Source organism: Ignavibacteriota bacterium (genome assembly GCA_016212665.1).
Taxonomy (GTDB): Bacteria; Bacteroidota; Ignavibacteria; order UBA10030; family SZUA-254; genus FW602-bin19.
This window is the reverse complement of the sequence record JACREZ010000045.1, coordinates 108,270-121,993: the sequence shown is the minus strand read 5'-3', so window position 1 is coordinate 121,993 and position 13,724 is coordinate 108,270. Positions and strand designations below refer to the sequence as shown.

At 41.7% G+C, this 13,724-nt stretch carries 14 protein-coding genes; 8 read left to right on the top strand and 6 right to left on the bottom strand.

What is annotated here, in order from left to right; translation table 11 throughout:
* Positions 1 to 40: 40 nt before the first annotated feature.
* The 6 genes from HY960_16055 to HY960_16030 form a co-directional block, all read right to left on the bottom strand.
* Positions 41 to 2,980, bottom strand: a complete 2,940-nt coding sequence (locus tag HY960_16055; GenBank protein MBI5217267.1) for a hypothetical protein — start codon at positions 2,978 to 2,980, stop codon at positions 41 to 43.
* Between the two features lie 98 nt (positions 2,981 to 3,078).
* Complete coding sequence (locus HY960_16050) at positions 3,079 to 4,266, bottom strand: hypothetical protein (GenBank protein MBI5217266.1); 1,188 nt, start codon at positions 4,264 to 4,266, stop codon at positions 3,079 to 3,081.
* Between the two features lie 466 nt (positions 4,267 to 4,732).
* Complete coding sequence (locus HY960_16045) at positions 4,733 to 4,888, bottom strand: hypothetical protein (protein ID MBI5217265.1); 156 nt, start codon at positions 4,886 to 4,888, stop codon at positions 4,733 to 4,735.
* 166 nt (positions 4,889 to 5,054) lie between these two features.
* Positions 5,055 to 5,273 carry a type II toxin-antitoxin system HicB family antitoxin gene (locus tag HY960_16040; protein MBI5217264.1) on the bottom strand — a complete coding sequence of 73 codons (219 nt, stop codon included), beginning with the start codon at positions 5,271 to 5,273 and terminating at the stop codon, positions 5,055 to 5,057.
* Between the two features lie 105 nt (positions 5,274 to 5,378).
* Positions 5,379 to 5,786, bottom strand: a complete 408-nt coding sequence (locus HY960_16035) for a type II toxin-antitoxin system VapC family toxin (GenBank protein MBI5217263.1) — start codon at positions 5,784 to 5,786, stop codon at positions 5,379 to 5,381.
* Positions 5,783 to 6,016: an AbrB/MazE/SpoVT family DNA-binding domain-containing protein gene (locus HY960_16030; GenBank protein MBI5217262.1), complete on the bottom strand. Its 234-nt coding sequence runs from the start codon at positions 6,014 to 6,016 to the stop codon at positions 5,783 to 5,785. The genes HY960_16035 and HY960_16030 overlap by 4 nt, the downstream gene beginning before the upstream one ends.
* 122 nt (positions 6,017 to 6,138) lie before the next feature.
* On the opposite strand from HY960_16030, the gene HY960_16025 reads away from it, so the two are divergent.
* From HY960_16025 to HY960_15990, 8 genes are all read left to right on the top strand, one after another.
* Positions 6,139 to 6,981, top strand: coding sequence for an NAD+ synthase (locus HY960_16025; GenBank protein ID MBI5217261.1), 843 nt, complete (start codon positions 6,139 to 6,141; stop codon positions 6,979 to 6,981).
* A gap of 165 nt (positions 6,982 to 7,146) precedes the next feature.
* Positions 7,147 to 7,809: a 16S rRNA (cytidine(1402)-2'-O)-methyltransferase gene (gene rsmI / locus HY960_16020; GenBank protein MBI5217260.1), complete on the top strand. Its 663-nt coding sequence runs from the start codon at positions 7,147 to 7,149 to the stop codon at positions 7,807 to 7,809.
* A gap of 139 nt (positions 7,810 to 7,948) precedes the next feature.
* Positions 7,949 to 9,058 (top strand): tRNA 2-thiouridine(34) synthase MnmA, encoded by a 1,110-nt coding sequence (gene mnmA / locus HY960_16015; protein ID MBI5217259.1) that lies wholly within the window; start codon positions 7,949 to 7,951, stop codon positions 9,056 to 9,058.
* 17 nt (positions 9,059 to 9,075) lie between these two features.
* Positions 9,076 to 9,651 carry an ORF6N domain-containing protein gene (locus HY960_16010; protein ID MBI5217258.1) on the top strand — a complete coding sequence of 192 codons (576 nt, stop codon included), beginning with the start codon at positions 9,076 to 9,078 and terminating at the stop codon, positions 9,649 to 9,651.
* Positions 9,652 to 9,712: 61 nt separating this feature from the next.
* Positions 9,713 to 11,422 carry a sulfate permease gene (gene sulP, locus HY960_16005; GenBank protein MBI5217257.1) on the top strand — a complete coding sequence of 570 codons (1,710 nt, stop codon included), beginning with the start codon at positions 9,713 to 9,715 and terminating at the stop codon, positions 11,420 to 11,422.
* Positions 11,419 to 13,059, top strand: a complete 1,641-nt coding sequence (locus HY960_16000; GenBank protein ID MBI5217256.1) for a DEAD/DEAH box helicase — start codon at positions 11,419 to 11,421, stop codon at positions 13,057 to 13,059. The genes sulP and HY960_16000 overlap by 4 nt, the downstream gene beginning before the upstream one ends.
* Before the next feature lie 56 nt (positions 13,060 to 13,115).
* The gene (locus HY960_15995; protein ID MBI5217255.1) at positions 13,116 to 13,331 is read left to right on the top strand and encodes a hypothetical protein; all 216 of its coding nucleotides are present in this window, start codon (positions 13,116 to 13,118) and stop codon (positions 13,329 to 13,331) included.
* Entirely contained in the window at positions 13,328 to 13,720 is a 393-nt protein-coding gene (locus HY960_15990) for a type II toxin-antitoxin system VapC family toxin (GenBank protein ID MBI5217254.1), read from the top strand. The genes HY960_15995 and HY960_15990 overlap by 4 nt, the downstream gene beginning before the upstream one ends.
* The last annotated feature ends 4 nt before the right edge of the window (positions 13,721 to 13,724 follow it).

Genomic DNA, 13,724 nt, shown 5'->3' with positions numbered 1-13,724 from the left:
AGTCCTCGCAATGACAAATGCATATGGTTCGGAATTAAAATCATAAACTATAAGTCTTCAGAGTTACCTTCGTTCCATGTCCCGAATGAATTTCAATCGTTCCCTGAATTCGTTCCGCTCTCATCCGCATATTTCTCAACCCGTGACCGGTTCCGCTTCGTTTTCCTTCCAATCCTTTTCCGTTATCTTCAATCGTCATGATAAATACACTTTCATTATTCATTAGTTTGATTGAAACAGATGTTGCTTCAGAATACTTCACAATATTATTCACTGCTTCTTTGAAGATGAAGTAAATGTTCTGTCGTACATCCACAGAGAGTTTTTTAGTTATGGGTAATCCATGTGTTTGAAAATCCAGAAAGATTTCTTTTGGAGATAGAACAGAGTGTGCAAACTCTTCCATCCGGTCAAGAAGATTACCGATTGTTTCATTGCGCGCATCAATTGACCAAACGATGTCGCTCATCGTTGTAACGAGTTCGCGGCTCATCTCACCGATTTTTCTCAGCGAAATATTCATTTCCTCCTTATCATCAATTGATTGAATGAGTTCGGAATGCACGGAAATTTTCGTCAGTGTTGAACCGACATCATCATGCAAATCGCTCGCGATGCGAACACGCAATCGTTCGATCTCAAGCAAACGAGAGACGCGGTACTTATACATCAAATAAAGAAGTGAAACTGTCGCGACAAAAATCAAAACGATAAACCACCATCGTTGCCAGAATGGAGGGATGATGCTAAGTGTACAAAGGATGGTCACTTCGCTTTCAACTCCACTGCTTGTCATGGCTTTTGTTTGAAATTGATAAAAGCCCGGTTTCAGGTTTGCGTATGTTACTTCCCGTTGGGAAGTCGGTTGATGCCATGAATCTTCAACGCCAAGCAATCGGTAACTGTAACGCATCGTTTGTCCGTGCTTTAAACTTACACTAACATATTCAAATGAAATATTGTTTTGATTGTACGATAACTCTAAGTTGCTTTGTGGGAGTTGTTTTGTTCCGTTGATGATAAGTTGTTTCAGTTGAACGGGGTAACGGGTTGTGTCAAGGATTTCTTTTGTTCCGTCATAGAAAAATATTCCTTCTTGTTTAACAGCCCAAAGATACGAGTTGCGCGTAAAACCACATCCGTAAATCTGACTTCCCACCAAATCGCCGTACGAACCGATGGAAGGAGAATTATCTAACGACATGAATTGCATTCCTGAATGTGTTCCGAACCAAATTCGATTCGGTTCGTTTTGGGCAAATCCCCAAACTGCATTGCTCAGCAATCGGTCTTTCGATGTAATTATTTTTTTGACAGAAATTGTTTTGTTGGATTGATTGTATTTCAGAATTCCTATTCCTCCAAAACGTGTTCCAATCCAAATATTGCCGAAGTCATCATCATAAATTGTCCTGATAAAATTATCAGGAAGACCGTTATTGGTGGTAAATGTTTTTATTGAGTCATGTTCAAACAGTGAGGAAGGAATAACTCCAAGCCCCGAACTGTAATCTCCCAGCCAAACATTTCCCTTGCTGTCTTCCAATAATGCACGGATGGAATTATTCGGAAGTCCGTCCTGCGGAGTAAATATTTTTTTCAGTTGATTTGTTCCCGGTTCGATGACTGCTACGCCGAGATGATGATAACTGCACCAAAGCAATCCTTGCTTGTCAATGAGTGTTGCAAGCGGAATTGCGCTTGGAAAAATCCCTCCGGCAGAAAGTGAATTCATTAAGCGTAAAGATACTTTGGTTTGATTTGAATAATTGATTGAATACCATTCAATATCTCCGTTAGAAAATGTAACCCAGAGTTGGTTGTGTTTATCAATAAGAACTGAAGTGAGATAACGGGAATCGCTTGTATTTGAAAATGGATGAAACGTGCTTTGCCAAATTTGCTGATTGTTAAATCGGAACTCCCAGATTCCTTTCTTAGCAACGACCCACAAATGATTAAACGAATCAACTGCTGCAGTCTGGTTGTTAGAAATTAGTTCGATGCCGTGCAACGGAAAGAACGATATCGAGCGGTCAACGATTCGTGTAATCCCTTTACTGTACGTTCCGAACCACAGTTCGTTTTCATTGTCTCTGAGAGCCGCAGTCATAAAATTTTCAGGTAAACCCTGTTCTTTTGTGTAAAGTATCGGGACTCCTGTTTGCAGTTCATCTCTCCGAATTTTTAAAAGACATTGAGCTGCTCCGAGCCAGAGATATTGTTCTTCATCAACAAGAATAAATTGAATGGGACCTAAGCCGAAATTCCTTCGACACGTGATTTGATTATTTTTGATTTCAAAAAAACTTCCATCGGTTGCGGCTACCCAAAGATTGTTGTCATCGGTTGCAACGCATCTGATGAACGATTCGTCCGGAAGGGATAAAACAACTTTTTGTAGAATTTCACATGCAGGAGAAATGAGGAACATCGTATCTTCGCCCGAAACCCAAAGTTGCCCGTTCTCCAATTCGATGATATTTCCAAAACTATGTTCCGGAATACCGGAAGTGATGGAAGCGAATTCGACGTTGTCATAGCAGAGTAATGCAGAATCGGACGAACACCAGATTTTTCCTTTGCTATCTTCATACACGGAGTTGACACTATTTGCCCGTTGGCTTTCTCCAAGTTTGATTGTTTGAAATTTTCCATTTTTCCATTTACTGATACCTCCTCCGTTAGTGGCAACAAGTATTGTCCCCGGCGATGACTTGCTTTCAATAATTTTGTTCATCGTGTTAAATGCTAATCCTTCATTCACAGAATAATTCGTGAACGTTGTTCCATCAAACAGACTTATGCCTTCGCTTGTGCCGATCCAAAGATAGCCACGTGAATCCTGAAACAACACGCCAACCTGGTTTGAAGGAAGTCCGTCTTGAATGGTGAAGGATTGGAAGGGGAGGACTTGGGCTTGAAGCGATGTTGAGAGGAACATCGCTATGGAAAGGAGGAACAATTTTTTAATAACCAAGGGGGATAATCCTAAACAAAGTCCAAGATGAATATTGGAGATGATTGACTACAAAACTTTTCATGGGTGTCTGAGAGCGTGGGAGCGAGATAACAAGTTCACTGTAGCCTTGATTTGATTTCCTTTTCAATGAAGATCTTTGGGTTCCAACCATCGACGAGTTGGTCAACAAAGAATGTGTCCGTAAAACCCAGTGCAAAGTCAGTTGCTATCCCAGTTATGCCTCCGAGAACAGTTCCGGCAGGTCCAATCATTGATCCGATCGCTGTGCCGGTTGCGGTGAAGACACCAAGTTTCAAAAGCTTGTAAAGAGTTTTGTTCGACAGTTTGTCTTCAACAGCACGACAATAAGCCCTTAGGACTTCAATTTCACCTTCTTTAGATGGAAGCGTTTTGAGCCACTGTCGGAATTCCTGGAGGTGCTTTGAGTCTCGAATTTCAAGCACACTTTTAAGGCCTAAGCGTCCCGAAGAAACGAGTTCCTGAACGTCCGGCACATCCTCGAATTGAAGGATGTTGTCAATAATTTTGACTTGATGCTTGAAACGTGGCTCGACAACAACTCTGTTTTGGAGGACACGATATGCAAGTTCTTTAGAAACCGTGTCGGTACATTTGCTCATTACCATAGAGAGATAGAGCATATTGAAGTGAGTGAGGTCTCGAAAGTTGATTTCTTTGTTACCTATGAAATCACCACGCTCCGGAATATCATCCTGTGCAAAGCCAAGTTGCTTACCCAATTCCGATCTTATGTCGGCATTTGCAAGCCGGACACCCTCATGAAAAATCTTGTCACCGGGTAAGACCTTACTGTTTCTGGAGACGAGACGGGACAACAAGCGTCGGTCATCTCGTTTAAGATTTGTCTGCTCTCTAAGAGCAAGTTCTGCGCTTTCAAATGGATCTGACCAAGCTACACCAACACCCAGAAGCCGATGCATACCGGGGGGTGATGAGAATCCGAGTGAGCGAACTTTGTCGGCAGTCAGATAACTCACAACACCCGGACAGAAGGCGAAGTGTATCACATCATTTTCAAGGAGCGTACAAATAGTTTTGAATCCAAACAACTCGATTAACAATGGCAACTCAAGATTGATGCCATTGACGTTTAAAACAAGTTGGTCTGAAAACAACAGTGCTTCAGCCAATTGTCCCGTTACTGTTTGGAGTCGGGAAAGCCGTGAAGCTCTATCCTCTGGTCTCTCTGGTGATCGAGGCTTGGCAACATCCAAGAGGGTGGTAAAATAGAGGCGTTCAAGTTCTTTCGTTTTCTTCTTCATTTAGACTTCTCAGCGTTGCATAGCACATAACTATTGTAAGTACACAGTCCAACATACGTCCATCCACCCAATTCCGGTTGATATACACAGTCTTGTCGCAAACTTAACTTGGACAGCGTTTATCCCGAGGGGATGCTTTCGACATTTTTTTTCCAAAAAAAGTTGGACAACGCACTTCGAGGGAGTTTAAATTCACTTCAAAGGAAAGATAACCGGCCTCAAAGGAAGGATACCCGACCTCAAAGGAAGGATACCCGACCTCAAAGGAAGGATACCCGACCTCAAAGGAAGGATACCCGACCTCAAAGGAAGGATACCCGACCTCAAAGGTAAGATAACACACCTTTTGGGAGAGCGAGTCTACCTCAGAGGTGGAAATTTGCTTGTTTTCAACACTTTTTGATTGTATTACAGAATGTGGAGGCATTGTATTGTATTACATATTCTTCTTGCCGGATCTGTTTTATTATTGTAAATCGCTGCCGTTTTTTTCCTTGTAACCAAACAATCCGAAGAGAGCGAATAAAGCGTACAGTCCGTAGAGCGCCGGCGAGTCGAGTGTGGAGCCGAGAGTTCCCAGTAAGCCCAACAGCCGCATGAAGCCAAGCATGTGCAGTTTCATTCTTGTTTCCTTTCGAGTGGATTTATGAATATTATCCGGTTATCAATTATGCATGATTAATGGTCATACTCAATTACAATTGTTTATTTTATGTAAACATTGGTTTGTTTCCGCAGTGTACAAACTCATTCCATAACTATCAAAGAAAAAAAGAAGTATTTGAAAATTATTGTGGATTAAACTGCAACAAACTCCGCAAATGATTGAGATTCAGGAATTGCAAATTATCTTCCATCATTCCTTCTATGTGCAGTTGTATTGCTTCATGCATATTCTTTTCCGTTTCTTCTCTTGTTGTACCTGTTGCTACACATCCCGGCAAGTCAGGGGAGTAAGCAGAAAAATTGTTCTCAGCCTTTTCTATAACAATACGATAATGTCGCATGGCTATTTAGTTAATCATTTTTTATTTGAATAGAGATGCCGTACTGTACAAAATCATTCCTAACAATCAAACAAAAAACAAGAAATGTTTCAACAGCATTTGACACTAGGCATTATCAACCCAGTTCTCAATCATCAACCCATGTACTCTACTAAATTCTCGAACGTTGTTTGTTACAAGAATAACTTGCAACGCTTTTGCATGAGCCGCAATGAGCATATCCATAGAGCCTATGGGCGTGCCTCTTTTTTCTAATGCTGCTCGTACTATGCCGTATTCTCGTGCCGCAGATTCATCATAACGGAAAATTTCGAACCCTGATATGAATTCAAAAAGTGTAATCCGATTTCGCTGGGGGTTTGAACTTTTCTCGACACCATATTCCAATTCGCTCAGCGTGATAGAGGAAATTCCAATATCGTGAACATTAACTCGGGATAATCTCTCAAGTACCTCTTTCGGTTTCTTCTTGATGATATAGATGCATGTGTTGGTATCGAGTATGTATTTCATTCAAGCGGTTCCCTCGTTTGGAGTGGCGGCTGTTCACGTGTATTCATAAAGTCATCTGTGAAATTATTGAGGCTGTTCAAGAGTGTAGCCGTTTTTTTGTTTCGAGGAACAAGCATAATCACGTCGTCTATTTTGCTGAGATAGACTTCATCATCGTTGATATGAAATTCTTCGGGTAATGTTACTGTTTGCGTTGTCCCGATTGTTGTAAGTTTGATTTCTGCTATCATTGTATTTCTCATTGTTCATTGATTGTGTGTAAGATAATTGATATTCGATTAATAGGCAATATCCCTGCTCTTCAAAAATCAATGATTGTTTTCCTACTCACTTTTCCTTATCATTATTTGAAATGGAAACAGTGAACAAACATAATCTCGGTCTCGAACTCGACACTTCGCTTGTGCGGAAGTTGTTAGTTGATTTTATAAAAGATGAAATACACAACGCAGGATTTACGAAAGGAGTAGTCGGTCTATCGGGCGGAGTTGATTCCGCAGTCGTGATGACACTTGCAACAGAAGCGCTTGGCAAGGAAAATGTCCGGGCTGTTCTGATGCCTTATCGAACCAGCAGTAAGGCAAGTGTTGATGATGCACAAACATTGGTTCATCAACTTGCCATTCCTTCTGAAATTGTTGAGATCACTCCGATGGTTGAAGCGTATCTGCAGAAGTATCCTGAAAGCGACAACGTACGAAAAGGAAATCTCATGGCGCGCCAGAGGATGATTGTGTTGTACGATATTTCTGCACGGGAGAACGCGCTTGTCATCGGGACAAGCAATAAAACAGAAACTCTTCTCGGGTACGGAACATTGTTCGGCGATACTGCGTGTGCAATTAATCCGATTGGTGATTTGTACAAAACTCAAATCTGGCAACTTGCAAAAGCAATCGGAGTTCCTCAACAAATCATTGACAAAAAACCATCGGCGGATTTGTGGGAAGGACAAACCGACGAAGGTGAGTTAGGTTTCTCGTACAAGCAAGTTGATGAATTGCTCTATCATTTGGTTGATGAGCGACGTAGTGATGAGGAATTGCTCGAACTTGGTTTCGAGAAATATTTCATCGAAAAAGTAAAACGATTAATTCAACGGAATGAATTCAAACGACGACCGCCCGTTGTAGCAAAGATTTCCAATCGTACTATCAATGTTGATTTCCGATATGCGAGGGATTGGGGAATCTAACTTCAATGTCAATCCGAACGAAGTGAGGAATCCCCTTTTTTGTGGTTGTGTCCTTTATTCAACCAATGAGATTCTTCACCCCGATACCCGCCTGCCGGACGGGCAGGAATTGGGGATTCAGAATGATAGAGTGTTGAGAGGGTGAAGGTGAGCGGAATTCTCTACATCGTCAGCACACCAATCGGAAACCTTGAAGACATTTCTCTTCGTGCAATAAAAATTCTTTCCTCTGTTGACTTCATCGCTGCAGAAGACACACGCAAAACCAAAATCCTCCTCGACCATTACGACATTCACAAACCGCTCATCAGTTATTACAGTTACAACGAAGAGAGACGCGTTCCTGAACTCGTCGCCAAATTGAAAGAAGGAAGAACCATCGCGGTGGTTTCAGATGCAGGAACTCCGGGAATTTCCGACCCGGCATATCGTCTTATTAAATCAGCAATTGAAGCGGAAATTCACATTGAAGCAATACCGGGCGCATCGGCAGTTCTTCCTGCGCTCATCACAAGCGGCTTTCCGATTCAACATTTTATTTATGAAGGATTTCTTCCGGTGAAGAAAGGAAGAAAGACGTTACTTGAACAACTCAAACAGGAAAACGAAACGATTGTTTTGTATGAATCTCCGTATCGGTTGTTGAGAACCTTACGTGATATTAAAGCAGTGTTAGGCAACCGACGTGTCTGTGTCAGTCGCGAGTTAACGAAAAAATTTGAGGAAACAGTTCGCGGGAATATTGATGAAGTAATCAGGTATTTTGAAACACATACATTGAAAGGTGAATTTGTTCTCGTAATATCAAATGAAGGGAACAGCAAATAAGTTTCAAACAACTCAGACTTCTTTCTAACTGTTTTTATTGTGGTGCGCAATGCTCTCTCAAGTAATTTGTAGTTTAACATCGTTCTGAAATCTGGTACTCTTTGTCAGGGTCTCATCTTTTTGTATTTTATATTTGGTGATGATTGAAGTAAAGAAGAACAAAACAGTTGTTGTGGGAATGAGCGGAGGAGTGGATTCCTCGGTAGCGGCGGCATTGATGCTTGAAAAAGGATACAATGTCATCGGAATAACGATGAAAACCTACAATTTTGATGAGGTCGGAGGAAACATCGGCAACGAGACAAGTTGTTGCGGGCTTGATGCGTTCAATGATGCACGCATCGTAGCCGTGAAATTGGGGATTCCACACTACGTTGTTGATTTTACAAAACAATTCGGTAGAGATGTCATTGATAATTTTGTAGATGAATATTTACAGGGACGAACTCCAAATCCGTGCATCATTTGTAATCGAAAAATTAAGTGGGGCGAACTGATTACCAAAGCAGAATCGCTCGGTGCAAGTTGTATTGCTACAGGACATTATGCCCGTGTTTGGTTTGATGAAAAAACAATGCGATACAATATTTCCCGTCCGTTTGATTCAAACAAAGACCAGACATACGCGCTATGGGGATTGACACAGGAAGCATTGAGTAAAACGATTTTCCCGATTGGTGAATTGACGAAGCCGGAAGTCCGTGAACTTGCAGTAAAGTATGGTTTAAAAACTGCCAACAAAGATGAAAGTTTTGAAATCTGTTTTGTGGCTGATAATGATTACCGTCGTTTTATCAAAGAACGTGTGCCTGATATTGATTCGCAAGTTGATGGTGGTGCGATTGTCTTCGATGGAAAAGAAGTAGGGAAACACCGGGGATTTCCTTATTACACGATTGGTCAGCGTAGCGGACTTGGAGCGTATGGCGAACGCGTATTCGTCACTGATATTGATGCACAATCAAACACAATTACTATCGGGCGAAAGGACGATTTACTCCGTAGAGAACTTATTGCCAATGATGTAAATTTCATTTCGATTGAATCACTGAATGAACCGATGAACATTAAAGCATCGGTTCGTTACAAAGATGTCGCAACTCCCGCTACGGTATATCCTGAAGCAGATGGAAAGATTCGTGTAGTGTTTGATGTGCCAAAACGAGCGATTACTCCCGGGCAATCTGTAGTGTTGTATGATGGAGAAAGATTGTTAGGGGGCGGAGTGATTGAGAAAGTAATCAAATAAAATTTGGAGATTACAAAATGGAAAAATCAACAAAATCTGAGGTAATAGTTCCTGAAATAGTGGAGCGAAGAATATTGTGGATACGTGGGCTGAAAGTCATGCTTGATTCGCATCTTGCTGAGTTGTATGGAGTTCCGACGAAACGTCTCAATGAACAAGTGAGTAGAAATCGAAGGAGGTTTCCTGATGATTTTATGTTTCAACTTACGGGGGATGAGTATGAATCTTTAAGGTCGCAATTTGCGACCTTAAAGACAGGACGAGGTACTCACAGAAAATACCTCCCATATGTATTCACAGAACAAGGAGTTGCAATGCTTTCATCTGTATTGAACAGTGAAAGAGCAATCTTGGTGAATATTGAAATCATGCGTGCTTTTGTGAGATTGCGGGAAATTTTAAGTACACATAAAGATTTAGCACGAAAGTTAGAGGAATTAGAAAATAAATATGATTCCCAATTTCAAATTGTATTTCAGGCGATGAAAAAACTTATGGCACCACCCGACCCGCCTAAACGACGAATTGGATTTGTGGTAGAGGAACCAAAGGCGTTTTACAAAGTTTCAAAGAAGAAATCAGCATCGAAATAAGCGGATTGAATTCAGAGTTGAGAATTTATTCACTGCTCTGCGCTACTATCTTTAACAAGGAATGTTCAAACCAAAACTCTTAACTACTCTTAAACATTACACAGCCCAACAATTTACAGCCGACCTTACTGCCGGAGTAATTGTCGGAATTGTTGCCTTGCCGTTGGCGATTGCATTCGCCATTGCATCGGGAGTATCTCCTGAGAAGGGATTGTTCACTGCAATTATCGCGGGATTTTTGATTTCCGCCTTAGGTGGAAGTCGTGTACAGATTGGCGGACCAACGGGCGCGTTTGTTGTTATCGTGTATGGAATTGTCCAATCGTACGGAGTGAACGGACTCATCATAGCTTCAATGATGGCGGGAATTATTCTCGTCATTATGGGAATTGCAAAATTTGGTTCAGCGATTAAGTTTATTCCTCATCCTGTTGTCGTCGGGTTCACGAGTGGAATTGCGTTAATCATCTTTTCATCGCAAGTGAAAGATTTTTTCGGTTTGCAAATGGGTCCGGTTCCGGCAGACTTCATCGAAAAGTGGATTGCGTTTGCTCAGAATTTTTCCAACGTCAATTATTATTCATTGGTAATTGCGCTCGGTTCAGTTCTCATCATCATGTATTGGCAGAAGGTTGTTCACAAAATTCCGGGTTCGTTAGTTGCGCTTGTGCTTTCAACCGTTGCAGTTCATTTGTTTCAACTTCCTGTTGAAACGATTGAAAGTAGGTTTGGAGAGATTCCTTCGATGTTGCCCGCGCCGGAAATTCCTTCAGTATCATTTTCGACATTGAAGAACTTAATTCAACCCGCAACAACTATTGCGTTACTTGCCGGGATTGAATCGCTCCTGAGCGCCGTTGTCGCCGACGGTATGATTGGAGGAAAGCATCGCTCGAACATGGAATTGATTGCACAGGGAATTGCCAACATCGTGACACCATTGTTTGGTGGAATTCCGGCAACAGGCGCAATTGCCCGGACAGCAACGAACATTAAAAACGGTGGGCGCACTCCTGTAGCGGGAATGGTTCATGCCGTTGTCTTGTTGTTGATAATGTTATTCTTCGGACAGTGGGCGAAGTTGATTCCGCTTGCGAGTCTCGCGGCAGTGCTTGTTGTAGTTTCATACAACATGAGCGAGTGGCGTTCATTCAAATCGTTGCTGAAAAGTCCGAGAAGCGATGTTATTGTTTTACTGACAACATTCGGATTGACCGTAATTTTTGACTTGACGGTTGCGATTGAGGTCGGTTTAGTTCTGTCTGCGTTTTTATTCATGCGACGAATGGCGATGGTTTCAAACGTGGGAGTTGTCACACGGGAATTTATTGACGAAGAAGAGAAGGACGACCCGAATGCGCTCGATAAGCGTATCGTTCCTGAAGGAGTGGAAGTATATGAAATCAACGGACCGTTCTTTTTTGGAGCGGCATATAAGTTTGAAGAAGCGATGACGATTCTTGAAAACAAACCAAAAGTTCGCATCATCCGAATGCGAAATGTTCCTGCAATTGATTCAACAGGAATGAATGTATTGAAGAAAGTTTATGACACATGTAAAAAACAAGGAATTGTCTTTTTAATTGCCGATATTCATGCGCAACCGTTGTTTGCACTTGAACAATCAGGAATGTTACGGGAGGTCGGAGAGAAGAGTCTCTTCGGAAATATTGATGATGCCTTAAATCATGCAAGGGAAATAATAGGTTTACCAAAGGAAGGACGCACGGCGCCGTTTGTGCCGACAGTAGAAAGAGAAAAAAATAAATGAAAATAGATTCAGTAGAAATCAGCAAGCCGATGTTATCGTTGTTGGAAAAACATGGAATTGTCGAACCGACAACCATCCAGAAAGAAATTATTCCCGCAATCGTACAAGGCAGGGATGTGCTTGCGCAATCGGAGACGGGCTCGGGGAAAACGTTGAGTTTTGCAATACCCATCATCGAGGATACAAAAAAGAGTGATGGTTTAACTGCACTCATTCTTGTACCGACAAGAGAATTGTGTGTACAGGTCGCGGGAGAGTTTATCAAATACTCGGACGGCAAACACCTGAGTGTAGCCACAGTGTACGGAGGCGTTTCGATAAGCAATCAAACAAAAAAGATGAAGAAGGTCAACATTATCGTGGCTACGCCGGGGCGATTGATTGATTTACTCGGAAGAAATGCGGTGAACCTTGAAGTCATTAAATATCTTGTGCTTGATGAAGCAGACCGGATGTTGGATATGGGTTTCATCAAAGATATCGAACGGATTCTGAAACATATTCCGGAGAAAAAGCAGACGCTTTTGTTCAGTGCAACCGTTTCAAAAGAGATTGCACAACTTAGCCAGAAGTATTTGGATAACCCGGTGTATGTAACACTTGAATCGAAAGTGAAGCCGGAGTTTCTTCAGCAAACGTATTATCAGATAACGCAGGAACAAAAAATTCCCCTGTTGGTTCAGTTGCTCAAACAGGAACGAGATTTGGCGTTAGTGTTTTGCAACAGGAAACACATCACGGCAAAACTTGCCAAGAAACTTTCATCGCAAGGTGTGAATGCAAAATGTTTACATGGCGATATGTCTCAGCCTCAGAGAGAGAAAGTCACTGCCGATTTCCGGAACAAAAAAATCAATATTCTTATTGCGACCGATGTTGCCGCGCGCGGGCTTCACATCGAAGACATTACCCATGTCTATAATTTTGAAATACCACGCGATGTTGAATCGTACACGCATCGTGTAGGAAGAACGGCGCGGGCAGGGAAGAAAGGTGAAGCGGTTTCATTTGTTGCGACAGATGAAGAGAAGAAATTTTTCAAACAGATTTTATTCACTTACAGTGGTAGTATTACGCTGAAACGAATAGATGGTTTGGAAATTCCTCAACAAGTTCAGGAAGTTGCTCAACCAAAAACGCAACAACCGTCTGCTCAAAAGAGACAACGACCGGAACCCCGACAGGATAAAAGAAGAGAGCCCAAACGCCCGCATCAAAAACCTGACAAAGAATATAAACGGAGGGAATCCGGAAGCAAGGAACGAAACGCGTCTCAACGTGATGGCAGGAAACCTTCGCAGAAAGATTTCAGAAGAGAACCGCGAACAGAAACTAGACCGAAGGAAAGTAAAATCTGGTTTGGAAAAAGAGAAGAACCATCCTCCTCCAATAGGTATTACAAACAACAATCAAGCAGTTCATCGGGCAAAAGCAACGATGGACGATACAAACGTGAAGGATATTCTCCAAGAGACAGAAATACGCCCAGGAGAGACTTCAACCAGCCACCAAGAAAACGGTCGAACTTCAGACAAGAAACATATCAAGCCGGACCGGAAAATCTTCCTCCATCGCCAGACGATAAAAAGAAAAAACGGAACTGGAAGGAGATGTGGGAACGATTGATTGGGGAATAGGATTTGAGTATTTCCATTCATTCAGTTAGATTAGAACAGATTATCAGGAACAATCTATGAATGCATATCATACGACAGCAGCAATTTCTCAAGACGGAACGTTGGAATTAAAAGCGTTGCCTTTTCCGAAAGGAGAAGTAGTAGAAGTGATTGTGCTTCCGAAGCAAATTACTGCAGAGTCGAAAAGTAAATACCCTTTACAGGGTACTCCTTACGAATACAATGATCCATTTGAGCCAGTTGCAGCAGAAGATTGGGAAGCACTACAGTGATACTCCTTGATACTCACATTTGGGTTTGGTGGGTACAAAAAGATTCACGGCTCTCAAATCGCCAAATCGAGATAATTTTTAAAAACGAAAAAGGTGGATTGGGCGTAAGTGTTTTTTCAATCTGGGAGGTTGCGAAACTCATAGAACGTAAAAAAATAATGTTCAAAAAACCGATTGAGGAATGGATTGATATAGCCTTACGGTATCCGGGAATTACACTTATTGATTTGAATCCGCAAATTGCAATCGAATCAACTCGACTTCCAGGGAATTTTCATCGAGACCCTGCAGACCAAATTATAGTTGCTACTTCGCGCTTATTGGATATTCCAATCTTAACTTCTGATAAAAAGATTTTCAACTATCCGCATGTAAAACTTGTTCAATAATTCT